Source organism: Acidovorax sp. Q11, from assembly GCF_054950075.1.
This window is the reverse complement of the sequence record NZ_JBUDZG010000001.1, coordinates 120899-146283: the sequence shown is the minus strand read 5'-3', so window position 1 is coordinate 146283 and position 25385 is coordinate 120899. Positions and strand designations below refer to the sequence as shown.

Below are 25385 nucleotides of genomic sequence, written 5' to 3'. Positions count from 1 at the left end.
GGCCCGGCGGGCTCAGGCCACCAGCGTGGAGACCCCTTCGTAGAGCAGGCCCATGCTGTCCGCCGTGGCGATGTTGCCGTGGACCAGGCCCGCGCGCGAACCATCGAATGCGACCACCGACATGGCCTGAAAACCCGCGTCCTGGCCGGTGTGCAGCAGCCAGCCTGTGCCGTGCGCCGCATGCACCAGCCAGCCCAGGCCATAGCGGCCCGCAGGGGCGTGCCCCAGGTCCTGCAGGCCCTTCACGTAGCTGCGCGGCAAGGCGGTGGCTTCGCCGCGCAACGCACGCAGATGCCACTGCAGCCACCGTGCGTCCTCCTCTGCCGTCAGGCTCACGGCGCCCGCCGGGTCCAGGACCTCCAGCCACACGCGTTCCGGCGCCTCGGCCAGGGGCAGGGGCTGCAGCCGCCCGTCCAGGATTTCATGCCCGGCAGGCTGCTGGCTGCCGGCACGCATCGGTTCTCCCACAAAGAGCGAAAGGCCCAGGGGCTGGGCCACGCGCTGGCGCAGCAGATCCGCCCACCCGAGGCCCGTGGCCGCGCGCAGCATGCGGGCCGCCAGCGCATAGCCTGCGTTGGAGTAGGCAAAGCCCGGGTCCGCGCCTGTCCCGCGAACGGGCGGCTGGCGCAGCAGCCACTGCAGGAAGAACGCCTCTGCCTCCGCAGGTTGCTGCAAGCGCGCCAGCACCTCGGGGCCCACTGCATTCACGAACAGGTCCACGTCTTCGACGGCTGAAAAACCCATCACCCCGGCGCGGTGGTCCAGCAGGTCGCGCAGTGTGATCTGCTGGTAGGCGGGCAGGGCGCTCCGCGCCAGCTCGGGCAGCGTCTGGGCCAGCGTGCTGTCCCAGCGCAGCAGGCTCTGGTCCACCACACTCGCGGCTGCGCAGGCCGTCATGGCCTTGGTGTTGGAGCCGATGGCCATCAGGTCGCCGGTGGCCAGGGGCGCATTGCCCCCCAGGCGGCGCAGCCCCGCGACGGCTGTGCGGACCTGGCGCGGGTCTGCCCACCCGGCTGCGGCGCCCACCACGCCCTGCTTCACCAGCCCTTGCGCCAGAGTCTGCACCCGCTTGTGGGCTTCACGGGGGGCGTCGTCGTCGCCCCCACCGCAGGCGGTGAGCACACTGCCCAGCGTGGACAGGCCTGCGGCGGCCAGCCAGTGGCGGCGCGAGAGGAGGAAGGCGCTGCGCGCCGTGGACGGGGTAACAAGGCGGGTACGGTTCATGGCATCTCGTGAAGTGAAGAAGATGCCGGGATTGTTGAAACGCGAACCTTGGGCGAACCCAAAGATCTGCGCTGGGCTTGGAGGCTGCTGGGTGCGGGTTGTCAGCCCGCCACCGGCCAGCGCAGCGTGAAGCCCACGCCCCGCCCGTGCAGCCCCGGCCCCAGGTGGACCTGCCCGCCCAGGTGGCCGATGGCCTGCTGCGCAATGGTGAGCCCCAGGCCCGATCCGCTGCTGCGCGCGCGTGGCGAGCGCCAGAAGCGCTCGAACACCCGGTCTTGCTCACCGGCCGCTATGCCCGGGCCGTCGTCGGCAATCCAGACCACCACGTCGTCGCCTTCCTGCCGCACCTGCAACTGCACCTCGCGCCCCACGCCCGGGCCGCAGCCGTGCTTGAGCGCGTTGTCCAGCACATTGCCCAGGGCGGACCAGAGCAGCTGGCGGTCCAACGGCAGCTCCAGGGTGTCCGGGCCGTCAAGCGACAGCTCCACGCCCAGGCCCTCGGCCCAGCCCGCGCGCTCGGCCAGGCAGTCCTGCAGCAGCGCCATCAGGTCCTGGGGCGCGGTGGGGTGCAGCGCGGGGGTCTCTTCCAGTGCTGCCAGCGTGAGCAGCTGTTCGCTCAGGTGCGCGGCGCGCTGCACAGCGCGCGTCAGCGCCTCGCTGGCCTGCGCGCGTGCGGGGCCTTCGGGGGCTTGCACCAGCACATGGGCCTGGGTGGCGATGACGGCCATGGGCGTGCGCAGCTCGTGAGCCGCGTCGTGCACCAGGGCCTTTTCGCGTGCCAGGTGGGCCCGCAGGCGGGCCAGCAGCTGGTCGAACGACTGGGCCAGGCCGTGCAGCTCGCGCTGGGGCGGCAGGTGCTGCAGCGGCCGCAGGTCGTGGGCCGAGCGCGCGGCGATCTGGGCATCCAGCCGCGCCAGCGGGCGCAGCCCGGTGCGCACGGCCAGCCACAGCGGCAGGCCCACCAGCGGCAGCGCCAGCAGCACCGAGGCTGCCAGGTCTTCGCCCATGAAGCCCAGCAGCCGCGCATCGGCCAGGCGGGGCTCGGCCACCACCACGCGCCAGGGGCCCGTGCTTTCCCACGCCACCCAATGGGGTGTGCCGGCCACGTCCATCGCGGCATGGCCTGCGGCGCCTGCCAGCACCACCGCGTGCATACCGGCCGTGCTGCTGTGCAGCAGCTGGCCTGTGCGGTCCTGCAGCTGCAGCAGCACCGAGGTTCCCTGCAGTAGGTCCACATCTGCGCGCATGGCGTTGAGGGTATGGGCCATGCCGTGCACCAGCGCGCGGGCCTCGGCGGGTTGCTCCAGCGTGGCCAGAGCCCCCGCCAGCCCCTGCGCGAGCTGGCGCACGCCGGGGTTGGTGTCCATGGCGCGGTAGTGGGTGAGGGCCGCCTGGCCCAGCAGCACCAGCCACACCAGCGCCATGGCCGCGAGCAGCGCCAGCAGGGTGCGGCGCATGAGGCTCGGACCCCACCAGCGCCGTGGGGGTGTCGGTGTCTGGGGTTGTGCTCGTGTCATGACCGCAGCCGGTAGCCCACGCCACGCACCGTGACCACGCGCTCTGCGCCAATCTTCTTGCGCAGGTTGGAGACATGCACCTCCAGCGTGGCGGCGTCCAGCGCGTCGCCCAGGGGTTCGAGTCGCTGCGCGAGCACGTTCTTGGCCACCACCTTGCCGGGTTCGCGCGCCAGCTCCACCAGCAGCCGGAACTCGCGCGGCGACAGCGCCAGGGGCTCGTCGCCCACCCAGGCCTCGTGCCGCCGGGGTGCTACGCGCAGGGCGCCCAGCGTCCACTCCTCGCAGGCCTGGCGCGCACTGCGCCGCAGCACGGCGTGCAGGCGCGACAGCAGCTCGGGCACGTCGAAGGGCTTGAGCACGTAGTCGTCGGCGCCGCCGTCCAGGCCGTCGAGCCGGTCCTGCAAGGCGGTGCGGGCCGTGATCACGATCACCGGCAGGCTGAGGCCCGCGCGGCGCCAGCGGCGCAGCAGCGCCATGCCCTGGCCGTCGGGCAGGGTCAGGTCCAGCAGCACGGCGGCGACCTCGTTGGCGTCGGGCAGGGGCGGCGTGGCGGCCACGCTGCGCAGCCATTGCACCGTGAAGCCGCCCTGCTGCAGGGCTTGCAGCAGGGCCTGGCCCAGGTCCAGGTCGTCTTCGATGAGCATGATGTGCATGGCCGCCATTTTCCGTGCCCCCAGCTTGCAGCCAGCCAAAGGCGCCGGACAGGGAGCTGGCGTTTTAGGCGCCCTAAAATCCTCGCACAGGCAGACAATGACGACACAGGCCCGCCCACGGGCCGCACCACCCAAGGAGACATTCCGCATGCGCATCCTCATTGCCGAAGACGACCAGGTGCTGGCCGATGGCCTGCTGCGCACCCTGCGGGCCTCGGGCGCCGTGGTGGACCATGTCGCCAGCGGCACCGAGGCCGACGCGGCCCTGATGACCAACAACGAGTTCGACCTGCTCATCCTGGACCTGGGCCTGCCCAAGATGCACGGCCTGGAGGTGCTCAAGAAGTTGCGCAGCCGGGGCTCGGCGCTGCCGGTGCTCATCCTCACCGCCGCCGACAGCGTGGAAGAGCGCGTGAAGGGCCTGGATTTTGGCGCCGACGACTACATGGCCAAGCCCTTCAGCCTGCAAGAGCTGGAGGCGCGTGTGCGCGCCCTCACGCGCCGGGGCATGGGCGGCACCAGCAGTTCCATCAAGCACGGCCCGCTGGTGTACGACCAAGCCGGCCGCGTGGCCACCATCGACGGCAAGATGATCGAGCTGTCGGCGCGCGAGCTGGGCCTGCTGGAGGTGCTGCTGCAGCGCGCGGGCCGCCTGGTGAGCAAGGAACAACTGGTGGAGCGCCTGTGCGAGTGGGGCGAAGAGGTGAGCAACAACGCCATCGAGGTCTACATCCACCGCCTGCGCAAGAAGATCGAGGGCGGACCCATCCGCATCGCCACCGTGCGCGGCCTGGGCTACTGCCTCGAAAAAATCCCTGGATAGTATGAAATTGATAGCTACCAAGGCATGATGGATGCGCGGTAGCGGCCACTTTAGTTCATAAAACCAGCACGGCAAACGCCTTGAAGATCTTTCAGCGAGAGCAGCGCTCCTTGTTCGGCGAGATCCTCGACTGGATGCTCACGCCGCTGCTGCTGCTATGGCCTGTGAGCCTGGCGCTGACCTGGCTGGTGGCCCAGGGCCTGGCCAACAAACCGTTCGACCGCGCGCTCGAATACAACGCCCACGCGCTCGCCCAGCTGGTCACCGTGGCAGGCGACACCGTCCAGTTCAACCTGCCCCAGCCCGCCAGCGAGATCCTGCGCGCCGACGACTCCGACATCGTTTACTACCAGGTCATTGGGCCGGGCGGCGAGTTCCTGTCGGGCGAACGCGAGCTGCCCGAACCCCCGGGCGACGAGGTGCCCCTGTCGGGCGAGGTGCGCCTGCGTGACGCCGAGATGCGCGGCATCGAGATCCGCGTGGCCTACATCTGGGTGCGGCTGCCGCTGCCCGGCACCCCCGTGGCCCTGGTGCAGGTGGCCGAGACGCGCGAAAAACGCAGTGTGCTGGCTACCGAGATCATCAAGGGCGTGATGCTGCCGCAGTTCGTCATCCTGCCGCTGGCCGTGCTGCTGGTGTGGCTGGCGCTGGCGCGCGGCATCCAGCCGCTGAACCAGCTGGAGCAGCGCATCCGCGCGCGCAAGCCCGACGACCTCTCGCCGCTGGACGACCGCACGGTGCCGCTCGAAGTCGCACCGCTGGTGGCGTCGGTCAACGACCTGCTGCAGCGGCTCAACGACTCGCTGGCCACGCAAAAGCGCTTTCTGGCCGACGCGGCGCACCAGCTCAAGACCCCGCTCGCGGGCCTGCGCATGCAGGCCGACCTGGCCCAGCGCGAGGGCACCAGCACCGAAGAACTCAAGCGCTCGCTGCAGCAGATCGGGCGCTCCAGCATCCGCGCCACCCACACCGTCAACCAGCTGCTGGCGCTGGCACGTGCCGAAGGCGGCGGCGTGGGGTTTGCGCGCCAGCCCTGCGACCTGGCGCGCCTGACCATCGAAGTGGTGCGCGATTCGGTGCCGCGTGCGCTCGACAAACACATCGACCTGGGCTACGACGGCGCCGAACCCGGCACGCCCGGGGTGGCGCTGGACGGCAACCCCACGCTGCTCAAGGAGCTGGTGCGCAACCTGCTCGACAACGCCATCAACTACACCCCCTCTACGGCCGACAAGCCCGGCGTGGTCACCGCCCGCGTGTTGGCCGACACCTTCGGCCAGGTGCTGCTGCTGCAGGTCGAAGACTCGGGCCCCGGCGTGCCCGAGGCCGAGCGCGAGCTGGTGTTCCAGCCGTTTTACCGCGCGCTGGGCAGCGAGGCCGACGGCTCGGGCCTGGGCCTGCCCATCGTGCTGGAGATCGCGCGCCAGCACGGCGCCGAGGTCACGCTCGAAGACGCTCGCCCCGGCCAGCAACCGCCGGGGGCGCGCTTCAGCGTGCGCTTTGTGGCGCGGGATGTAGTGGCGGAGGGCTAGTGTCTGCGACGGCGGGGGCGCGCTGTGTGCTGCACGCAGCCGTTCTTTGACGCTGGCGCAGCCGCTCAGGGGGTTGTTGTCAGATACAACTGCGCAGCGTCTTGCCTGCCATGGCGCTGCGCAGGGCATCCAGCTGGGGGCGCAGGGCATCGTTCACGGCGGGCAGGCGCAGTGTGAAGCCGGGGGCGTCGGGGCGCTCCTGCACCACGCGGGCCGTGCGCACGCCCTTGGTGCCCAGGTTGGCCAGCTCGCGCTCGGCGGCGTCCTTGGTGGTGAAGCGGCCCAGCGAGAGGCCGAACTCCAGCGTGCCCCCGGCGCGGTCGTGGTCCACCTTGCGCGCGCGCAGTTCGGCCCGCTTTCTGTCCAGCGTTTCCTGGTCTTCGAAGCGGCCCATGTAGACCATCCAGCGGCCTGCAATGGGCGTGGGCTCCAGCGCCCAGCTGCCCTGGGGCAGCCCTGCAGCGGCGGTGCGCAGGGCCTCGGCCTGGCGCTCGTCAAATACACCGGCCTGCAGGCATTCGGTGGGGTCGGCGGTCGTGGCGGCGGTGGATGCGGGGGTGTCGGCGGCTGTGGTGCTGGCGGCTGTGGTGCTGGCGGTGGGCGCAGACGGAGCGGCAGGGGCGGGCACCGGCGCGCTGGAGGAGGTCTTGCTCGCATTCACCTTCAGGATCTGCAGCGTTTCGGGCCGGATCTGCTGGTTCATGCGCTGGGGCTCGGCCTGCTCCTGCGGGGCCCAGCCCCAGGGGCGCAGATGGCCCTGCGACCACGCGAAGTAGCCCGCGTTGGCCAGCAGCAGCACGATCACGGCGAGTCGGAGCATGGGGGCCTTTCTGCGGGCGTTCTTAAACCGGCGGCACGGCGCTGGGCCGCACGCTGATTTCGGAGCTGGTGATGGCCTGCATGCCGCCCGCCGTGTGCACCAGCAGGGCGCCATCGTCGCCCACGCCGTGCGCGGTGCCTGTGTGGCCATCGCTCAAGGTCACAGCACGGCCTTGCAGTACATCGCGCGCGGCGAACCGGGGCTGCATGGGCGCAAAGCCATAGCCTTCAAACGCCTGCAGCATGGCCGCCAGCGGTGGCACGATGCGCAGCAGGGCGGTGGGGGCATCCAGGCCCGGCTCCACGTCCTGCAGGCTGCCAGGGGGCATGCTCATGCCCTCGGCGCTGCGCGGCAGCACATTGATGCCGATGCCCACCACCACATAGCGTGTGGTGGCCGCGCCCGTCTGGGCGGAGATCGCCTGGGGCGCCACAAAACTCGCCGTCTCCACCAGGATACCGCCCAGCTTGCGGTCGCCCGCTGCGCCGCCCAGCCACAGGTCATTGGGCCATTTCAGGCCCACGCGCGCAGGCTGGCCTGTGCCCAGCGGTGGCAGTACGGGCTGCAGGCTCTCGGCCACGCTCACACCCACGGCCAGCGAGAGGCCCGACCAGTCCTTGGGCGCCAGCGGCAGGCCCAAAGACATCATCAGCGAAGCCCCCACATCGCTCTGCCACACGCGCCCCAGCCGCCCGCGCCCGGCGGTCTGCTGCTCGGCCACCAGCAGCGTGGGCTCGCACTGGCCTGCGCGCGCGCGGCGCATGAGTTCGGTGTTGGTGGAGTCGATGGTGGGCAGCACCTCAACGGTAAAGCCCGGTAACAGCGGTGACACTGCTTCCCAGACGGCCTCGGCAGGCCAGCGGATGGGGGCATTCATCGCCGGGCCTTTTTGGCGGCCTTGGCGGAAGGTTTGGACGGTGGCAGCGGCACGGGAGGCGCCCAGCCGCGCTTGGGCGCCAGCAGCGTGCCCCGGCAGTTGGTGCTGCCGCACCAGCAGGGGTATTCGGCCTTGAGCTTCGGGGTGTAACGCTCTTCGATGATCAGGCCGTAGTCGTAATTGAGCTCTTCGCCCGCCTTGATGTTGCGCAGCGCGGTGATGAAAATGCGGCCGTCCCGCTCATCGGCATAACAGTTGGGGTTGCAGCTGTGGTTGATCCAGCGCGACGAATTGCCACCGAACTTTGCGTCGATCACATGGTCTTCATCCACATGGAAGTAGAACGTGTGGTTGGGTTGCAGCGGGTCGTGCGGGTGCCGGTCCTGCGCCTCTTGCCAGCCGATCACTTCGCCCGTGTACTCCACAAGGACTTCGCCCTCTGCAATATCCTGCACGGCAAAAACGCCCTTGCCATGCACGCCCGAGCGCCGGGTCTGGATGCGGCGGCCTGGTGCAACAGTGGGGGCAGCGGGCGGTGCGGTGCGGGGCATGGCAAAAACTCTGTTAACTTGAATATGCACACACATGCGCGTGCGCGTGTACGCGTGAGGCAACGAATTGTAGAAGCGACCGGCCGGATGCCGGACAGTCAGACTGGCGAGAAACCAAAAAATGACCAAGACCCTGGTAATTGCAGAAAAACCCTCGGTGGCGCAAGACATCGTGCGCGCACTGACCCCCGTGGCGGGCAAGTTCGACAAGCACGAAGACCACTTCGAGAACGACCGCTATGTAGTCACCAGCGCCGTGGGCCACCTGGTGGAGATCCAGGCCCCCGAGCAGTTCGACGTGAAGCGCGGCAAGTGGAGCTTTGCCCACCTGCCCGTGATCCCGCCGTTCTTTGACCTCAAGCCCGTGGATAAGACCAAGAGCCGCCTGAACGCGGTGGTCAAGCAGGCCAAGCGCAAGGACGTGACCGAACTCATCAACGCCTGCGACGCGGGCCGCGAGGGCGAGCTGATCTTCCGCCTGATCGAACAGTACGCCGGTGGCGCTAAGCCCCTGGGCAAGCCCGTCAAGCGCCTGTGGCTGCAGAGCATGACGCCCCAGGCCATCCGCGACGGCTTCAGTGCGCTGCGCACCGAGCAGCAGATGGCGGGCCTGGCCAGTGCAGCGCGCAGCCGCTCCGAGGCCGACTGGCTGGTGGGCATCAACGGCACGCGCGCCATGACGGCGTTCAACTCGCGCGACGGCGGGTTCTTCCTGACCACCGTGGGCCGGGTGCAGACGCCCACGCTGTCGCTGGTGGTGGAGCGCGAAGAAAAGATCCGCAAGTTCATCAGTCGCGACTACTGGGAAATCCACGCCACCTTCGGCGCCGAAGCCGGCGAGTACCCCGCCAAGTGGTTCGACCCCAAGTGGAAGAAGGGCGAGGATGTGGAAATGCGCGCGGACCGTGTCTGGTCTGCTGCCGAAGCCACGGCCATTGCCAACGCTGTGCGCGGCAAACAGGCCACCGTCACCGAAGAAAGCAAGCCCACCACCCAGGCGTCACCCCTGCTGTTCGACCTGACCAGCCTGCAGCGCGAGGCCAATGGCAAGTTCGGCTTTAGTGCCAAGACCACGCTGGCGCTGGCGCAAAGCCTGTACGAGCGCCACAAGGCCCTGACCTACCCGCGGACCGATTCGCGCGCGCTGCCTGAAGACTATTTGCCTGTGGCCAAGCAGACCTTTGAAATGCTGGCTGACAGCGGCATGCGCCACCTGGCGCCGCACGCGCTCACCGCGCTGAACAACAACTACATTCGCCCGTCCAAGCGCATCTTCGACAACAGCAAGGTCAGCGATCACTTTGCCATCATCCCCACGCTGCAGGCACCGAGTGGCCTGAGCGAGGCCGAGCAAAAGCTGTACGACCTGGTGGTGCGCCGCTTCATGGCGGTGTTCTTCCCCAGCGCTGAATACACGGTGACCACGCGCATCAGCACCGTGGCCCCGCACAGCTTCAAGACCGAAGGCAAGGTGCTGGTCAAGCCGGGCTGGCTGGCCATCTACGGCAAGGAAGCGGCCGACGAAGTGGAAGGTGGCAAGGACGGCGACAAGGGCCAGAACCTGGTGCCCGTGAAGCCTGGCGAGAGCGTCAACATCCTGGCCGCCGACCCCAAGGGCCTTAAGACCAAGCCGCCAGCCCGCTACTCCGAAGCCACGCTGCTGGGCGCCATGGAAAGCGCTGGCAAGCAGATCGACGACGACGAACTGCGCGAGGCCATGCAGGAAAAGGGCCTGGGCACGCCTGCCACGCGCGCGGCCATCATCGAAGGCCTGCTGACCGAGAAGTACATGCTGCGCGAAGGCCGCGAGATCATCCCCACGGCCAAGGCCTTCCAGCTCATGACGCTGCTGCGCGGGCTGGAGGTCGAGGAACTCTGCCGCGCCGACCTGACCGGCGAATGGGAGTTCAAGCTCTCGCAGATGGAAAAGGGCCAGCTCAGCCGCGAATCCTTCATGGCCGAGATCGCCGCCATGACCGAGCGCATGGTCAAGAAGGCCAAGGAATACGACCGCGACACCATCCCCGGCGACTACGCCACGCTCGAATCGCCTTGCCCCAACTGCGGCGGTGTGGTGAAGGAAAACTACCGCCGCTTTGCCTGTGTGGGCAAGCCTGCTGGATCAGGAGCCGCCGGTCAAGCCGGCGGGGAAGCCTGCGGCTTCAGCTTTGGCAAGTCGCCCGCAGGCCGCACGTTTGAGACGGCCGAGGCCAACACCCTGCTGCGCGACAAGAAGATCGGCCCGCTGGAAGGTTTCCGCTCCAAGGCGGGCTGGCCGTTCACGTCCGAGATCGTCATCAAGTACGACGACGAGGCACACAACTACAAGCTCGAATTCGACTTTGGCGACGACAAGAAGGGCGAAGAGTCTGGCGAGATCGTGGAGTTTGAAGACGCCTCGCTGGGCGCGTGCCCCATTTGTGGATCGGAAGTGCACGAGCACGGCAGCAACTACGTGTGCAGCAAGGCCGTGCCCACCACCGCACAGCCCACGCCCAGCTGCACCTTCAAGAGCGGCAAGATCATCCTGCAGCAGCCCGTGGAGCGCGAGCAGATGACCAAGCTGCTGGAGACCGGCAAGACCGACCTGCTCGACAAGTTTGTGAGCATGCGCACGCGCCGCAACTTCAAGGCCCACCTGGCGTGGGACAAGGAGGCGGGCAAGGTCAACTTTGAATTTGCGCCCAGCAAATTCCCCCCACGCCCGGGTGCTGCTGCAAAAACAGTAGCTGCCAAGGTAGGCAAAACGGGCGCAGCGGCCAAAAAAGCCCCTGCAAAGAAGGCTGCCGCCAAAACCACCGCCGCCAAAGCCCCGCGCAAGGCTGCCGCAGGCAAGGCGCCCAGCGCCGCCCTGGCCGCCGTGATTGGCAACGAACCCGTGGCCCGGCCTGAGGCCGTGAAGAAGATGTGGGAATACATCAAGACCCACAACCTGCAAGACCCCAAGGACAAGCGCACCATCGTCGCCGACGACAAGCTGCGCGCCGTGTTTGGCAAGGACAGCGCGGGCATGTTCGAGCTGGCGGGCATCCTGGGCAACCACCTGGGCGGCGAAGGATGAAGCCCCGCAGCGCCGAGCCCACTGCATCGCCTGCTCTGGGCGTGTGGCGCACCGCGCTGGTGGCCTTGGCCGTTGTCGGTGTGCTGGGCGGTTGCAGCAGCGCGCCGGGCTCCGCACGGTCCAGCGACCCCGCCAACCCGCAGCCATCGCAGGGCGCCAGCGGTGTGACTGTGTTTGGCGATATCGATGTGGGCGTGACGCGAGAGCGCACGCGCTGACGGCACCCCGCACCCGCGCGAAGCCTGCCGTCACCCAGCACGGCGCAGCGCGATGGACGGAGCGGGCGCCACACGGGAGAGATGGATGATGGAACCCGCACTGTCCCTGCAGATTGCCACCACGGTCCACCACCGCATCCACACCGTCACGGTGCGCATGGATTCGGTGGGCTGGGTGGTGTCGGGCACCAAACACCTGGTCACGCCCGGGGGCGGGCATCGCTACCCCAGCGGGCGCGTGTTTGTGCTGCCGCGCGGCGCACAGTGGGAAATCGTCAACGACCCCGCCCCGCAGGGCCGCTACGTGGCGCGGCTGCTGTGTTTTGCGCCCGAGCTGGTGGAGCAGTTCCACCGCCAGTTCGGCCAGTTTGCAGCCGTGCCGCCTGTGCAAGGCTGTGCGGGCCTCGCGGCCAATGCGGCGTTTGAAGACAGCTACATGCGCGCCGTGGCCGCGCTGGAGAGTGAGGCCAGCTCACAGGCCCTGCGCGAACACCGTGCGCTCGAAGTGCTGCTGATGCTGGCCGAGGCGGGCATCGTGTTTGCCCCGCCGGGCGAGCTGGGCTGGGCCGAGCGCGTGCGCCGCCTCATCGGCCCCAGCCCGCAGGCCGACTGGACGCTGGAGCGCATCGCCGCCGCGTTTGCCACCAGCGCCAGCACCCTGCAGCGCCGCCTGGCCCAAGAGGGTGAAACCGTGAGCCAATGCCTGCGCGACGTGCGGCTGGAGACGGGGCTGGTGCTGCTGCAAAGCTCCGCGCTGCAGGTGTCCGAGATTGCGGCCCGCTGCGGCTACGAATCGCACAGCCGCTTCAGCGCCGCGTTCCGCGAGCGTTTTGGTTTTCCGCCCTCGCAGCTGCGCCCCTGACGCTGCGGCTGACGCGCCGCGCACAACCTTTGACGCCGCCGGGCCAGTGCCATGGCCCGCCGCACCGCACCATCAAGCCCTTGTTTCACCCCGCTATCGCAAGGAGTCTTTCTGATGTCTTTTCCTCTTTCGCGCCCCCTCCGCGCCCTGTCTGCCGTCGCCACCCTGGGCCTTGCACTGGCCGCCCAGGCCCAGGCCTTCACGCTCTCCAGCCCCGACTTTGCCGAAGGCAGCACGCTGCCCCAGCGCTTCGAGTTCAAGGGCTTTGGCTGCGCGGGTGACAACCAGTCGCCCGCCTTGCGCTGGAGCGGTGCGCCTGCGGGCACGCAGAGCTTTGCCATCACCGCCTACGACCCCGATGCCCCCACGGGCTCGGGCTGGTGGCATTGGTCGGTGGTCAACATCCCCGCCAGCGTGACCGAGCTGCGGCCCGACGCGGGTGCTGCCGGTGGCGCCAAGCTGCCCGCAGGCTCCAGCCATGTGCGCATCGACTACGGCGTGGCAGCCTGGGGCGGCACCTGCCCGCCCGAGGGCGATGCGCCGCACCGCTACATCTTCACCGTGCATGCGCTCAAGGTGCCGCGTCTGGACCTGCCCGCCGACGCCACCGCCGCGCTGGCCGGGTACATGATCAACGCCAACAGCCTGGGCAAGGCCACGCTCACGGCACGCTACGGGCGCCCTGCGGCCAAAGGCAAGCAGCCGTGACCTTGTGGGCTGGGGCGCTGTGATGTTTTAAGCTTGGTGGTCATCCACCCCACCGCAGGCCCACCCCCATGCGCAGCACCCGCGAACGAGCCCTCTGGTCCCTTGTGGCCGCACTGCTGCTGGCCGCTGCCGCCGCAGCCTGGTGGACCGCCGACCAGTGGCTGCCCCAGGCCGGGCCCTGGACTGAGCAGGCCTGGAAAAAGATCACCCGCCCCGGGCCCGAGTCCCTGCCGCCCGACAAGCGCCCCGCTGCCGCTCAGGCCCGCCCCGCGCAGGCGGGAGCATCCCAACCCGTGGCCCCGCAGCCGCGCAAATGTGTGCGGGACGGCCGCACCACCTATACCGACCAACCCTGCCCCAAGGGCAGCCAGGAGCTGCCGGTGGATGGCGCGCTCACGTCGCTGCCGCCTGCGCAGTAGCTGCGTGGTGGGCGGCTGATACCAGTTTGCGTTCAATAAACAAGAACCGGTCGGGCTGAGCCTGTCGAAGCCTCGCGCGGCGCTTCGACGGGCTCAGCGTGAACGGATTTGTTTTTTTGAACGCATACCGGTATGAGGTACCGCTGGTGGTGGGCCGCTCTGCCTCACATGTCGTTTTTTTCCTAGCCCGCACGGGGTGGCGCGCGTTCAATCGGTGGCTGGATTCACCACCTGCGGCCTGCGCAAACGGGCCGTTTCACCGATGCAAAACCCTCCTGTCTCGCGATCCCTGCGTGTATTTTTGTGGGCGCTGGCCGCCCTGGGCCTGGCCATCCCCTGGTACTTCAACACCGTGTACTTTCTGGCCGGGGGCAGCGTGATGCCCGATGTTTTCTGGCGCGACGCCTTTGCCAATGCGCTCACCACCGGCATCACCTGCGATGTGTACCTGGCCGCTGTGGCGTTCTCGGCCTGGGTGGCGGCCGACCGCCGCCTGGGCGCGTGGCGCTGGGCCTATATCGCGGCTTGCTTCGGCATTGGCCTCGCGTTTGTGATGCCGCTGTACCTGGCTCAGCGCTTGCGGATGGACGCAGCCCGCTCCAGCGGCTGACCCGGCTGCGCCTGCGCGCCCACCTGCAGGGGCCAGTGTTCGCTGACCGGGCTGCGGCTGCCCTGCACCAGGGCCTGTAGCGGCTGGCCCGCCAGCCTGCGCATATCACGCGCCATGTGCGACTGGTCGTAGTAGCCCTGGTCCACCGCCAGGCCCACCACCGGGTCGCCGGGCGCAGCCAGGGCGTTGCCCAGCGTGCTGTTCAGCCGCGCAATCACCTGAAACTGCTTGGGCGCCATGCCCCAGTGCGCCACAAAGCGGCGTTCAAACTGCCGCTGGCTCAGGCCCAGACGCTGGCCCGCGTCTGTTGCATCGTCGCTGGCCGCGTGCAGCAAAGCCAGCGCCTGATGCCGCCGCGCCTCACAAGGCGATGGCGGCGCAACCCACTGGCGGATGAAGTCGCACAGCACCTGCAGCCGTGCACCATCGTCCGCCGCCGCGCGCACTGCGTGTTCCACCTCGGCCCACGCGGGGCCCACCAGTTCTGCCAGCGGCCGCAGCGTGTTCACCAGCCCGTGCGCGCTGGCAAACAGCGCCGCTGCGGCCTCGGGCTGCAGCACCAGCCCCACGGCCTGCACTGGCCCGCTGTGTTCGTACACCGTGGCCGTGGCGCTGGCGCTCATCCGGGCCGATGGCGGCACGGGCTCACCCCGGCACACCACCTGGCCTGTCAGCCGCACCACCAGCATGCTCGACACCATGGCCGGGAAATGCGACTGTGCCAACGCCGCCGGGGCATCGACCACCACGGCGGCCATCAGCCAGGGCTGTAAATCGGGGGGGACGGGCACCAAACGCTGCATGCCTGGATTTTGCACACCTGCGTGCAAGGCGCAGTGGCCCATGCCCCGGCCATCGGCAGGTGCGCCAGCCACCCGCGCGACACGCGTCTGCCGCACGCCCCGACTATGCTTTGCGCTTCGCCCACCGGCCCACGCACACCCGCGCCCCGCACCATGCAGCCAACCCCTACCCGATCCCTGCCCATGGCAGGCGCCACCAACTTCCGCGACCTGGGCGGCTACACCGGCCACGGCGGGCGGCCCGTGAAGTGGCGGCGCATCTTCCGCTCTGACCACCTGGCGAGCCTGACCGCGCAGGACCAGGCCCTGCTGGCCGACCTGGGTGTGGCCCGCGCGGTGGACTTTCGCGGCCAGGCCGAAAGCGCCGCCTACGCTTACGCACTGCCCGGCGTGGCCTACCACCCGCTGCACATCGAGCCCACTGTGGTGCAGCGCGCGCTGGAGCTGCAGCGCACCGGCCGCCAGCTCACCGCGCAAGACGCCGTGGGCCTGATGCAGGACACCTACCGGGGTTTTGTGCACGACAACGCTCCGCGTTTTGCCGAGCTGTTCCGCCTGCTGCTGGCCAGCGATGCGCCCACCGTCTTCCACTGCACCGCAGGCAAGGACCGCACCGGCTTTGCCGCTGCCCTCATCCTGCTCACGCTGGGTGTGCCGCGCGACGTGGTCATGCACGACTACCTGCTCACCAACGCGCTCTACCAACGCCCCCCCGGCATGGGCAGCCACGCCCCCGAAGAAGTGCTGGCCGTGCTGTGGCGCGTGCAGGAGGAGTTTCTGAACGCCGCCCTGCACATGGTGGACAACGACTTTGGCGGCGTGCAGGCGTATCTGGTGGATGTGCTGGGCGTGGACGCCGCTGCGCAGAAGGAATTGGCAGGGCGGTATCTGCAGGCGGTGTGACGCCCTGATGTGCCTTGCTGGTTGGCGTGCCCACCGACCATGGCGCACTGTTGCTTGTGCGCTGCAGGCCCCTTTTTTTCCCGTGGCGCAGCGCCGATGCTCCGAATTCCGTGGGCCCGCGTGGGTAGCATACCCTCCTTCACTTTTCTGCGGCGCTTTGGTGCGCCCTTGCTCTCATGATCCGACTGGTACTGATCGCCCTGGTGTTGCTGGGTGGCTTTTATGCGCATGGCCGTTTGGCGTTTTCCGAGCCGCGCGTGATGGGCTGGATGACACAGCACGCCGCGCGCAGCATGCAGGGCGACAGCATGGCCTGTGACGACTACGCCGATGACCTCAAGGTCGAGCTGACCGCCAAGGGCCAGCGCGGGCGCTGGGAGGTCGAGGGCGGCAAGGCCGAGATGTGTGGCTACCTCAAGCAATCGGCCGCCGCGTTGACGGTGCTGCAGGCCAGCACACAAACCGAGTTCGACAACGTGCGCATCACACGCGGCGGCTTTCCGTGGACCACCGCCCGGCTGCAATACACCCAGCGCACCACGGTGCAGGCAGGCGGCCTGCCCAGCATGACGGTGACCAGCGAAGACGCGATGGTGCTGGCCCGCACCCCTGGCGGCCTGCGCATCCGGGAGCTGCAGTCGCAGTCGTCTGGCGGGCTGTGAGGGCGGGGGGGGGGGGGAGGGGGCTCGGTGGGGCCAACCCCATGCTGCGTGATCGCCCCCCACACCTGAGCAGACAGACGCAGCGGGCTGGGCAAGCCAGTGCCGCTGGGAGCTGCTGGGCGTTGCTTGCAAGTGGCGTTGGTCGATTCATCTTGAATTCTTGCCTTTGCGCAGTCTCGGGGCAAAGGCGTTCGCCGCACGCCTTTGGCTTCGTTCTTTGACATTCAAAGGTTGCGCACCACCCTGGCTCCCCCTACAGTGCATTTACAAATACACACGTAGGCAGCGCACCAGCAAGGGAGGCAACTGGCGGCATGGCGATATTGATACCGGCATTGGGCGCATGTACATCGCGCATCACAAGTGGCGAGCGGCGCCTGGCAGAGCGGTTGGAGCAAAAGCTTGACGACGACTACCTGCTTTGGTACGACGTGCCCGTAGGCCCCCAGCAACTGCATCCTGATTTCATCGTGCTGCACCCCAGCCGGGGTTTGCTGATTCTGGAAGTCAAAGACTTCCGCCTGAGCACCATCGTGCAGGCCAGCAAAGACGAGTGGACCATTCTGGACAACGCCAGCGGCGAACCCAAACACATCCAGTCGCCCTTCGCCCAGGCCCGCAAATACGCCCATGCCGTGCTCGGCGCGCTGCGTGCTGACAAACGCCTTGTGCACCCCGATGGCCGGCGCCAGGGTGAGGTGGTGTTTGCCTGGAGCTATGGCGTGGTGCTGTTTCGTGTAGCGGCTACGCGGGCGAAAAACAAGCTGGTTCTCACATTGAGTGGCGGCGGCGGGTTTGAAAAACGTCTATCGAATGTCTCTTAAAAACCGTAAGTTCCGCCGCCCAAGCGCGATACGGTGGACGAGTTCTGATAAGGCTCGCTGCCTTTTAAAAATTCAAATTCAACAGTACGCCAAGAAGGGAAGGTTGCTATGAAGCTAACAAAAGCCCGTGTCCAGAACTATCGGTCCGTAGAGGACAGCGGGGAATTCGAGATTGGCGACCTCACTTGCTTGGTCGGCAAAAACGAGGCGGGCAAGACTGCGCTGCTGAGCGCGATGCGCGGCCTGAAACCTTCTCAGGCGTTTGAATTCGATGAAACCATTGACTACCCGCGGCGCTTCTCGACTCGGTTCGACGATCGGCATGAGGATGGGACCGCAGAGGTTATCAGGACATGGTGGCGGCTTGAAGCAGCGGATATGGCCGCTGTGGAAAAGCGATTCGGATCCGGAGTCTTAAAGGGTGACACGTTTCAGGTCCACTTTGGATTTCGATACGACGACAGTCACATTTGGATCATTGATGTCGATAGTGCAAAGGTGCTTGAAAATATGCTCACCAAGCATGTCCTTGACGCGACCGAGCGAAACGTCTTGCATGGTGTGGCGGATGGGCCTGCAGCAGACAAGGCACTCACTGGATTGGCCAAGAGAACTCCGAAGCAAGAAGAACTGCTTCAAGACATTAAGAAATGCAGGGAGTCCAGTTTCATCAAGGGTGTGATCGATGTCCTCTTCGCTAGGCAGCCGAAGTTCTTCTTCACCTCGCACTTCGAGCGCATGTCGGGCATGGTCTCGATTCAGAAGCTCCAACAAGACAAGCAGAACAAGACGGTTTCCGTCGGCGACCAGATTTTTCTTGCCTTCTTGGAGTATGCGGGGACGACGCTAGAGGCGCTGCTGGAGGCTGACCGTCGGGAGGCATTAAAAGCCACTTGCGAGGCTGCAAGCAATGAGATCACCGAAGAAATCTTCCAGTTCTGGAGCCAGAACAACGCATTGGAAGTGGTCATCGACATCGACAGTGGAAAGGCCAAGGACCCCGCACCATTCAACACCGGCACAGTGGCGGAAATCCGGATCAAGAACAACAATCACAAAGCGACGCTGCCCCTGTCAGAGCGCAGTGCGGGCTTTGTCTGGTTCTTCTCGTTTCTCGCCCAGTTCAAGCAGTTGAGAAAAACACCGGGCAACGGTAATGCCATCATCTTATTGGACGAGCCAGGTTTGACCCTGCACGGTAAGGCGCAAGGCGATTTGCTGCGCTACATCGTCGAACGGCTGCTGCCGGATCACCAGGTCATCTTTACCACCCACTCTCCATTCATGGTGCCGATGGATCGTCTTGCCGATGTCCGAATTGTTGAGGACGTGGTTATCGAGAAGCCAGGCAAGAGGCCCGAGGTCAAAGGCACAAAGGTTCGATCCGATGTGTTGGAGGTCAACGACGACACGCTTTTCCCGCTTCAAGGCGCGTTGGGATATGAGGTGACCCAGTCGCTTTTCATCGGCGCGAACACATGGCTGGTCGAAGGCCCGTCGGACATCCTCTATTTGCAGGTTGTGTCTCAGGCGTTGACTAAGCGCCGACGCGTTGGGCTCGATCCGAAGTGGACGTTGTGCCCCTCCGGCGGCATCGACAAGATTGCCCCGTTCGTGCGGCTTTTCGGCGGAAACAGGATCAATGTGGCGGTGCTTTCCGATATCGCCAATGGGGATAAGACCAAGATCGAGAATTTGAAGAAGGCCGATATCCTGAAGGCAGGGCATTTCTACACCTGCGCAGACTTCACCAATCAGGCCGAGTCGGATGTAGAGGACCTGTTCGATGCCGACCTGTTCGTCGAGATGCTCAATGGTGCCTACAAGCCGCCTACTACCAACGCGGTGGCGAAAGATGCTCTGATGGCAGCGGCTCCAACTCCACGCATCGTCAAGAAGGCAGAGGCCCTATTCAAGCTAATGCCTGCGACGGTCGCCGAGTTCGACCACTTTGGAGCATCGCGTTGGCTCTTGGAAAACCCATCTGCGTTGGATGCAGATACGCCTGCGGTTAATGCGACCCTCGACCGGTTTGAGGAAGTGTTCAAGGTATTTAACAATCTGCTGGCATAAGCGTGCCACTGGCAATATGCCCAATATTCGATCCATTGACATGCTGTTTCTCGATGAAATCTTCGAGATGGGTGGTGGGTACGTCCTGAATTTTTCGGACAGAACCTTGTCGCAGTTCTTCGCCGAGGAGCTTAACGTCGATATCGATGATCCGACTTACGCCGAGAATGGCCGTTCCAAAGGCAAGCGACTGCGCTGCTACTTGCAGAAGGTTGATATTCCGACGGTGGTTCGGACGCTCAAAGCGCTTTGGGAGTACCGTGAAGCCATCAGACAACAAGCCAATAAAGCGGAGTCGGTCGAGAACGCAGAGGGACGCCTGCTGTCGCTCTTGAATCGCCTTGAAGGCAAGCCGGATGTCGTGCAGGCATCCGGCCAACCACCAAAGCCAGCGTTTGATCGCCTGAGGCTCTTGGCTCTGCGGAGCGATTTGCTCGGATTCACCCAGCTAACGCCGCAAGCGCGGGGCTATGCGTTCGAGGCCCTGCTGCGTGATCTGTTCAATGTCTTTGGGCTGGAAGCTCGCGAGCCGTTTCGGCTTAGGGGCGAACAAATTGACGGTAGCTTCTTGCTTCAGGGCGAAACCTATCTTGTGGAGGCCAAGTGGCAGGACGCCCAAACGGGCGTGGCAGACCTGCACACCTTCCATGGCAAGTTAGAACAGAAGGCTGCATGGACCCGAGGGCTCTTCGTGAGCCACAGTGGTTTCACCGAGGACGGGCTCGTCGCATTTGGTCGGGGCAAACGGGTGATCTGCATGGACGGGCTCGACCTCTTCGACACGCTCAGCCGCGAGCTGCCCTTGAACCATGTCCTCGAAAAAAAGGTGCGCAGGGCCGCTGAGACAGGTTTGCCATTCGCACGCGTGCGGGACCTCTTTCCTGCATAAACAACGTGCTATGTATTTCACAGCTGCTTGGGCGTACTCCACGGCGGGTCGTGGTTAAAGCTCAATTTGGCTCACAAAACCAGCGTTTGAACTCCTCGCACTGGCCGTGAATATCAAGGGCTTTTACCCCGCCCCAACTTCGCCATCCGCTTCTCCCTCGTTTCCGGCCGCTTGGCACTCTGCAGCCGGTGGTAGATTGTGAATAGGCTCTGGCGTTTGAGTTTGAGCGTGGCGTAGAAAGCGTGGGCAGCGGGGTCTTGCTGTAGCGCGCTGCCAAAAAGTCTTCAGGCATCACCACGGTAGCGCTGCCGGCGTAGGCGGTGGCCTAGCGCCCATCGCTGCGTGCGGCTCCTACCTGCGCCAGGCCAGCGGCTTGCATGCGCCCTTGCGCTATCAGCCGCTCGGCATGCTGCACGTTTTTCTGCGACCAGTTAGATCGCGCACGGCGTGGCGTGAGGCGTTGCAGAAACGAGGTGTCGTCCAATGTCTTGCGTATCTCGTCGATCCAGCCCCAGGCGATGGCTGCCACCACGCAGTCGTCCCACGTCACGCTGGGCTGGCCGGTGGCCTTTTTGAAGGTGCGCACCCACAGCTCTGTCTCGCTGGTGTGGCTTGCCTGCAGCCACGCGTGGAGTGGCTCTGGCGCTTCAAAGGTGTGATGCGCGGTGTTGCTCATGTATTGATAGCTACCTGCGTTTTTTCACTGAGGATCGCAGCCTATTTGGCACACAACTCGTACCCCGTACTCCGCCCCCCACCTTCCAGCCTGCGCAGCACGCCGCGCTCCAGCAGGTCATTGATATCCCGCAGCGCTGTGTCCGATGAGCATTTGGCTATGGCCGCCCACTTGGCGTTGGTGAGCTTGCCCTCCATGCCGTCCAGCACTCGGTTCAGCACCAGGGTTTGCCGTGCGTTCATCGGCACATCGGCCCAGCGTTGCCAGAACTGCGCCTTGCCCAGAACCCCGGCCAGCAGGTTTTCTGCGCCTTGTACTGCTCGCAGCAGGCAGCCCAGAAACCAGTCCAGCCAGGGCGTCACATCCAGCGGGCCGCGCTGGGTGGTTTCAAGCTGGTCGTAGTAGTGCTTGCGTTCGCGTTGGATTTGCGCGCTCAGGCTGTAAAAGCGCTGCGCTGTCCCTTCGGCGCGGGCCAGGGCCATGTCGCCCACGGCGCGGCTGATGCGGCCGTTGCCGTCGTCGAAGGGGTGCAGGGTGACGAGCCACAGGTGGGCCAGGCCCGCGTGGATCAACGGGTCGCCCACTGGTGGGCGGTTGAACCACTGCAGGAAGGCGGTGGTCTCGGTGGGTAGCCGGGTGGCGGGAGGGGCTTCGTAGTGCACGGTTTCCCGGCCCACGGGGCCGGAGACCACCTGCATGGGGCCCGCAGCATCGTTGCGCCACGCGCCCACCTGGATGCGGGTGCGGCCGCTGTAGCCGGTGGGGAACAGGGCGGCGTGCCAGCCAAACAGGCGTTCAGCGGTCAGGGGCTGGCTGTAGTGCTGGGTGGCGTCCAGCACCATGTCCACGACGCCGTCCACATGCCGGTCTGCGGGGGCCAGGGCGCCGATGTCCACGCCCAGCCTGCGGGCGATGGAGGAGCGCACGGCGTCCAGATCGAGCGTTTCGCCTTCGATGGCGCTGGTGGTGACCACCTCTTGCGTGAGCGCCTGCAGCGTGGCCTGGTCGCGCTGCGCCAGCCCCACGTCGGCCATGCGCCCGGCCAGGTGGCCCTGGGCGCGGTGAACCTCGGCCAGCGGGGCCGCCAATGCGGCCGCATCCAAGCGCCACTGCGGCCAGTCGGGGCGTTGCCACAGGTAGATGCGGCGGCGGGGGGCTTTTTTCTCGGTCCACATGCGGCGATTATGGTGCCTATTCGCCGCAACTTATGCGGTGAATGTGGCGTGTATTCACCGCAAGGCCGTGCCGTCGGGTTCAGCGATGGGCCAGAAAATGCTCTCAATTTGATAGCTGCTACCGCTCTTCCATAGCGCGCAAAGCAGCATTTTTATCAAATTTTTGAAGAATCTCCCGGGTTGGGCCTGCCGATACGGGTCACACCCGCACCGACGCCCCCGTCGCATAAAACTGCCCCCCCGCCACGTAGTGCAGCGTGCGCAGGTCATCCGGCGCGGTGTCGAACTCCCAGTGCCCGTTGCGGAACACGCGCTCATCCGCCCAGGCGGCAACAACTTCGCCGATGAACAGGTCGTAGGCTTGCTGGTTGTGGGGCTCGGGCAGCACGCGGCACAGGAGCCAGGCGGCGCAGCCTTGCACCAGCGGGGGCGTGGCGTGCGCGGGGTGGCCGGGGGCGCTGAACAGTTCCACGCCATGGCGCTGGAGCTTGTCGGGCTGGGTCTTGGCGCTGTCGGTGCCCAGGGCGACGGTGAGGGCAGCCATGGGCACGGTGGGCAGTTGCAGGGCGAACTGGCCGCTGGCCTCCACCAGCTCGCGGGTGCGCGTGACCTTGTCGAGCACCACCGTGACCTTGGGCGGCGCTAAGTCGAGCGCGCAGGCCCAGGATGCCGCCATCACGTTGTGCTGGCCCGCGTGCGCGGCCGACACCAGCACGGTGGGGCCGTGGTTGAGCAGGCGGTAGGCCTTGTCGAGGGGGACGGCGCGGGCGTGGGGCGGGGTTGGCATGAGGGGCGGGGCGGAGGGCGCTGTGGATGGGGGGTGTTTGCTATGTATTTAATAGCTATTGGCGCATGATGGTCGCGCGCAGACGGCCATTTTGGCTTGAAAAACCGGGGCGAGGCAGCCGCAGGGTTTTGAAGAGAGCCGCGCACCCGGGGCGGCGCCGTCCCGGTGCTACCAGCAAGTAACATGCTCCTGCTTCTCAGCTTCTATCAACTGCCCCCTTGGGGCTCTATGGAGACAACACGATGTTCAGTCATGTGATGGTCGGCGTGAACGACCTGGAGGTGTCGAAGGTGTTTTACGACGCGCTGCTTGGCACGCTGGGTGTGCCGCCCGGCATTGCCAACAAGAACCGCTATTTCTACCGGGGCCCGCACGGCACCTTTGGCATCACCACGCCCATCAACGGCGAGCCCGCCACCTTTGCCAATGGCGGCACCATCGGGTTTGCGATGCAGTCGCCCGAGCAGGCTGATGCCTTCCACACCGCCGGGGTGGCGAATGGCGGCACTACCTGCGAAGACCCGCCGGGCTGGCGCGAAGGCCCGGGCGGGCGGCTCTATCTGGCCTACGTGCGCGACCCGGACGGCAACAAGCTCTGCGCGCTGCACCGCCCGCCCAAGTGATGCGGGTTCAGGCGCTCTGGGTGCCGGGCCGCCGCACGGCGCGCACCTTGCCGCTGCCCCCGCCACCGCAGTAGAAGAGGCCTGCCCCGTCGGATTCGAGCCCGCTCACGCCCACGCCTGCGGGCATGTCCAGCTGCTGCAGCACGGCGCCGCTGGTGGGGTCGATGTGGCGCAGGCTGCTTTCTTCGCCCTCCCAGGTGCCGTGCCACAGCTCGCCGTCCACCCAGGTCACGCCGGTGACGAAGCGGTTGGATTCGATGGTGCGCAGCACGGTGCCCGTGGCCGGGTCGATCTGGTGGATCTTGCGGTCGCGGTATTGGCCCACCCACAGGCTGCCTTCGGCCCAGGTCAGGCCCGAGTCGTTGCCGCCGCCGGGCGCGGGGATGGTGGCGAGCACCTGGCCCGTGGCCGGGTCGATCTTGTCGATGCGCGCCTCGGCGATCTGGTAGAGGTGCGTGCCGTCGAACGCCGTGCCCGCGTCGCACACCACGTCCAGCGTGCGGGTGGTGGCGCCGCTGGCGGGGTCAAAACCCACCAGCTGTTCGCCCGTGGCCGCCCACACGCGCTGGCCGTCGTGCGTCACGCCGTGGATGGCGCTGGCTCCGTTGAAGGGGCCGTACTCGCGCACGACCTCGGCAGGGCGGCGCGAGGCAATGGGCAGCTGCAGGTGCGATGGGGGCGTGTCGCCGGGCTGGCTGCTGCAGGCGGTGTCGCGGGGGGCTTCCAGGGTGGTGTCGGTCATGTCGATGGCTCCTTGCGGGGGGTGCCCGGTGCACGCTGACGAGGTGGTGCGGTGGGTGGTGTGGCCACTTTAGGGATTTGGCTGCGTGGTAGGGAGTAACAAGATCGTCGTGAATCCCACCAGCGGCGCGGCCACCCAGCGGCGGGCGCGGGCCTGGCCGATGGCGCGCACCTGGCTGCTGGCCTCCAGCTCGGCCAGCGCGCGTTGCACGGTGCGCTGGCTGTCGCCCAGTGCCAGTGCCAGGGCCGATGTGGACCAGGCCGCGCCGTCGGCGAGCAGCGCCAGCAGTGCGCCCTGTTCTCCATCCACGGGCGGTGCCAGCACGGCCACGGTGCGTCCGCCCTGGGGGTGCAGTGCAAAGCCGCGCGCGGTGGCCGCTACGCCCGCCAGCGGCGCGATGAGTTTGCGCAGGCGGCCCATCTCCACACGCAGTCGGGCGCGGTGCGTCTCGTCGGGGTGGCGGGTGCGGAACACGCTGGCAATCAGCGACTCGCGGTCCGCATCGCCCGGCCAAGCCTCAGCCAGCGCGCGCACCAGCACAAACAGCACGGGGCGGCGCGCCAAGTGCAGCGCTGCGCTACCCGCATGCACCGCGTGGCGGCAGGCATCGACCACCAGCATGTGGCCGGATGCACGCAGTGCGGCCACGTCCTGCAGCCGCAGCGCTAGCTCGCCATCCGGCCCCAGCAGGCGGGCGGCGGGCTGGGCCAGCAGCGCACGCGCATGGGCCACCTCGGCCTGCAGCGCGGGCACACCGGCATGTTGTGCGGCCCGCTCGGCGTGCTGCAGGGCGGCGTGGGCGGTGTCGATGTGCAGGGCACGCAGCGCCAGTTCCGCGCGGGTGAGTGCGGCCACGGTGGCCAGCGGGGCGGGCAGGTGAGTGGGCGGGGGAACACCGTCGGCCGGTTGGGCTGCCAGCATGTCGGATGCCTCTGCCAGCCGCCCCAGCAGCACCAGCCTGCGTGCCGCCAGCAGCCGGGCCTGCAGCGCGTTGGTGGTGTCGCCGTGGGCCTGCAGCGTGTGGGCCGCTGCCAGCAGGGCTGCGGGGCCCTTGCTGCCATTGCCGCCCAGGTCGCGCTGGGCCAGGGCCACCTCGGCCTCGGCCACCACGCAGCGGGCGCGGGCTACGGGCTCGTGGGCCCCAAACGCGCGGGTGGCGCGGCGCAGCAGTTCGCGGGCGCGCGGGTGTTCGCCCAGCTGGGCCATGGCAATGCCGCGCAGGGCCAGCGCGGGCGGGTCGTCGCGCAAGGCCACACGCTGCAGCGCGGTGAGGGCGTCGCCCCCCGCCAGCGCGCGGGCGGCGGCAGAGATCATCGAATCCATGGCGACAGACTACACGCCCCCCTGAAAAGA

Annotated in this window: 26 protein-coding genes and 1 pseudogene; 14 read left to right on the top strand and 13 right to left on the bottom strand. The window is 67.0% G+C overall.

Annotated elements, in window-relative coordinates:
- Positions 1-12: 12 nt before the first annotated feature.
- The 3 genes from ACYZGB_RS00720 to ACYZGB_RS00710 form a co-directional block, all read right to left on the bottom strand.
- Positions 13-1224: a serine hydrolase domain-containing protein gene (locus ACYZGB_RS00720; RefSeq protein ID WP_462386226.1), complete on the bottom strand. Its 1212-nt coding sequence runs from the start codon at positions 1222-1224 to the stop codon at positions 13-15.
- A 101-nt stretch (positions 1225-1325) separates the two neighbouring features.
- The gene (locus ACYZGB_RS00715; RefSeq protein WP_462386225.1) at positions 1326-2681 is read right to left on the bottom strand and encodes a sensor histidine kinase; all 1356 of its coding nucleotides are present in this window, start codon (positions 2679-2681) and stop codon (positions 1326-1328) included.
- A 56-nt stretch (positions 2682-2737) separates the two neighbouring features.
- A complete protein-coding gene (locus ACYZGB_RS00710) occupies positions 2738-3394 on the bottom strand; it encodes a response regulator (protein WP_462386223.1) in 657 nt (218 codons plus the stop codon).
- A 148-nt stretch (positions 3395-3542) separates the two neighbouring features.
- Here ACYZGB_RS00710 and ACYZGB_RS00705 point away from each other — a divergent pair, with 148 nt between their 5' ends.
- Both ACYZGB_RS00705 and ACYZGB_RS00700 read left to right on the top strand, forming a co-directional pair.
- Positions 3543-4217, top strand: coding sequence for a response regulator (locus ACYZGB_RS00705; RefSeq protein WP_063459706.1), 675 nt, complete (start codon positions 3543-3545; stop codon positions 4215-4217).
- A gap of 80 nt (positions 4218-4297) precedes the next feature.
- Positions 4298-5749, top strand: coding sequence for a sensor histidine kinase N-terminal domain-containing protein (locus tag ACYZGB_RS00700; RefSeq protein WP_462386221.1), 1452 nt, complete (start codon positions 4298-4300; stop codon positions 5747-5749).
- Between the two features lie 79 nt (positions 5750-5828).
- Here the strand turns inward: ACYZGB_RS00700 and ACYZGB_RS00695 are convergent, their stop codons facing one another.
- Genes ACYZGB_RS00695 through ACYZGB_RS00685 form a run of 3 tightly spaced genes read right to left on the bottom strand, consistent with a single transcriptional unit; the run spans position 5829 to position 7997 of the window.
- A complete protein-coding gene (locus ACYZGB_RS00695; RefSeq protein WP_462386220.1) occupies positions 5829-6569 on the bottom strand; it encodes an SPOR domain-containing protein in 741 nt (246 codons plus the stop codon).
- A gap of 22 nt (positions 6570-6591) precedes the next feature.
- Complete coding sequence (locus ACYZGB_RS00690; RefSeq protein WP_462386219.1) at positions 6592-7446, bottom strand: biotin--[acetyl-CoA-carboxylase] ligase; 855 nt, start codon at positions 7444-7446, stop codon at positions 6592-6594.
- Positions 7443-7997, bottom strand: coding sequence for an SET domain-containing protein (locus ACYZGB_RS00685; protein ID WP_462386218.1), 555 nt, complete (start codon positions 7995-7997; stop codon positions 7443-7445). The genes ACYZGB_RS00690 and ACYZGB_RS00685 overlap by 4 nt, the downstream gene beginning before the upstream one ends.
- Before the next feature lie 121 nt (positions 7998-8118).
- Here ACYZGB_RS00685 and ACYZGB_RS00680 point away from each other — a divergent pair, with 121 nt between their 5' ends.
- From ACYZGB_RS00680 to ACYZGB_RS00655, 6 genes are all read left to right on the top strand, one after another.
- Positions 8119-11058, top strand: coding sequence for a DNA topoisomerase III (locus ACYZGB_RS00680; protein ID WP_462386217.1), 2940 nt, complete (start codon positions 8119-8121; stop codon positions 11056-11058).
- Entirely contained in the window at positions 11055-11276 is a 222-nt protein-coding gene (locus ACYZGB_RS00675; protein ID WP_462386215.1) for a hypothetical protein, read from the top strand. Before ACYZGB_RS00680 ends, ACYZGB_RS00675 begins: the two co-directional genes overlap by 4 nt.
- Positions 11277-11361: 85 nt before the next feature.
- Entirely contained in the window at positions 11362-12138 is a 777-nt protein-coding gene (locus ACYZGB_RS00670; RefSeq protein WP_462386214.1) for a helix-turn-helix transcriptional regulator, read from the top strand.
- A gap of 114 nt (positions 12139-12252) precedes the next feature.
- On the top strand, positions 12253-12846 hold the full coding sequence (locus ACYZGB_RS00665; protein WP_462386212.1) for a YbhB/YbcL family Raf kinase inhibitor-like protein: 594 nt from the start codon (positions 12253-12255) through the stop codon (positions 12844-12846).
- Between the two features lie 68 nt (positions 12847-12914).
- A complete protein-coding gene (locus ACYZGB_RS00660; RefSeq protein ID WP_462386211.1) occupies positions 12915-13265 on the top strand; it encodes a DUF4124 domain-containing protein in 351 nt (116 codons plus the stop codon).
- Positions 13266-13527: 262 nt separating this feature from the next.
- Positions 13528-13875, top strand: a complete 348-nt coding sequence (locus tag ACYZGB_RS00655; protein WP_462386209.1) for a DUF2834 domain-containing protein — start codon at positions 13528-13530, stop codon at positions 13873-13875.
- Here the strand turns inward: ACYZGB_RS00655 and ACYZGB_RS00650 are convergent.
- Entirely contained in the window at positions 13836-14666 is an 831-nt protein-coding gene (locus ACYZGB_RS00650; protein WP_462386207.1) for an AraC family transcriptional regulator, read from the bottom strand. The two genes, ACYZGB_RS00655 and ACYZGB_RS00650, sit on opposite strands and share 40 nt — an antisense overlap.
- 165 nt (positions 14667-14831) lie before the next feature.
- Here ACYZGB_RS00650 and ACYZGB_RS00645 point away from each other — a divergent pair, with 165 nt between their 5' ends.
- The 5 genes from ACYZGB_RS00645 (at position 14832) to ACYZGB_RS00625 (ending at position 20029) form a co-directional block, all read left to right on the top strand.
- A complete protein-coding gene (locus ACYZGB_RS00645) occupies positions 14832-15581 on the top strand; it encodes a tyrosine-protein phosphatase (RefSeq protein ID WP_462386205.1) in 750 nt (249 codons plus the stop codon).
- 176 nt (positions 15582-15757) lie between these two features.
- Positions 15758-16243, top strand: coding sequence for a hypothetical protein (locus tag ACYZGB_RS00640; RefSeq protein ID WP_462386203.1), 486 nt, complete (start codon positions 15758-15760; stop codon positions 16241-16243).
- A 314-nt stretch (positions 16244-16557) separates the two neighbouring features.
- Positions 16558-17067, top strand: coding sequence for a nuclease-related domain-containing protein (locus tag ACYZGB_RS00635; RefSeq protein WP_462386201.1), 510 nt, complete (start codon positions 16558-16560; stop codon positions 17065-17067).
- 108 nt (positions 17068-17175) lie between these two features.
- Positions 17176-19140: an AAA family ATPase gene (locus ACYZGB_RS00630; protein WP_462386199.1), complete on the top strand. Its 1965-nt coding sequence runs from the start codon at positions 17176-17178 to the stop codon at positions 19138-19140.
- Positions 19141-19180: 40 nt separating this feature from the next.
- Positions 19181-20029, top strand: coding sequence for a restriction endonuclease (locus tag ACYZGB_RS00625; RefSeq protein WP_462386198.1), 849 nt, complete (start codon positions 19181-19183; stop codon positions 20027-20029).
- Between the two features lie 113 nt (positions 20030-20142).
- On the opposite strand, the pseudogene ACYZGB_RS00620 reads toward ACYZGB_RS00625, so the two are convergent.
- The 4 genes and pseudogenes from ACYZGB_RS00620 to ACYZGB_RS00605 form a co-directional block, all read right to left on the bottom strand.
- Positions 20143-20241, bottom strand: a pseudogene (locus ACYZGB_RS00620) (YdeI/OmpD-associated family protein); the annotation flags it as partial.
- Positions 20242-20354: 113 nt separating this feature from the next.
- A complete protein-coding gene (locus ACYZGB_RS00615) occupies positions 20355-20705 on the bottom strand; it encodes a YdeI/OmpD-associated family protein (RefSeq protein WP_462386197.1) in 351 nt (116 codons plus the stop codon).
- 41 nt (positions 20706-20746) lie between these two features.
- Positions 20747-21880, bottom strand: coding sequence for a Fic family protein (locus ACYZGB_RS00610; RefSeq protein WP_462386195.1), 1134 nt, complete (start codon positions 21878-21880; stop codon positions 20747-20749).
- Between the two features lie 199 nt (positions 21881-22079).
- The gene (locus tag ACYZGB_RS00605; RefSeq protein WP_462386193.1) at positions 22080-22667 is read right to left on the bottom strand and encodes a flavin reductase family protein; all 588 of its coding nucleotides are present in this window, start codon (positions 22665-22667) and stop codon (positions 22080-22082) included.
- Between the two features lie 242 nt (positions 22668-22909).
- Here ACYZGB_RS00605 and ACYZGB_RS00600 point away from each other — a divergent pair, with 242 nt between their 5' ends.
- Positions 22910-23290 (top strand): VOC family protein, encoded by a 381-nt coding sequence (locus ACYZGB_RS00600; RefSeq protein ID WP_462386192.1) that lies wholly within the window; start codon positions 22910-22912, stop codon positions 23288-23290.
- A 7-nt stretch (positions 23291-23297) separates the two neighbouring features.
- Here ACYZGB_RS00600 and ACYZGB_RS00595 read toward each other — a convergent pair whose 3' ends face one another.
- Positions 23298-24032 (bottom strand): Vgb family protein, encoded by a 735-nt coding sequence (locus tag ACYZGB_RS00595; protein ID WP_462386191.1) that lies wholly within the window; start codon positions 24030-24032, stop codon positions 23298-23300.
- Between the two features lie 69 nt (positions 24033-24101).
- Positions 24102-25355, bottom strand: coding sequence for a helix-turn-helix domain-containing protein (locus ACYZGB_RS00590; protein ID WP_462386190.1), 1254 nt, complete (start codon positions 25353-25355; stop codon positions 24102-24104).
- Between the last annotated feature and the right edge of the window lie 30 nt (positions 25356-25385).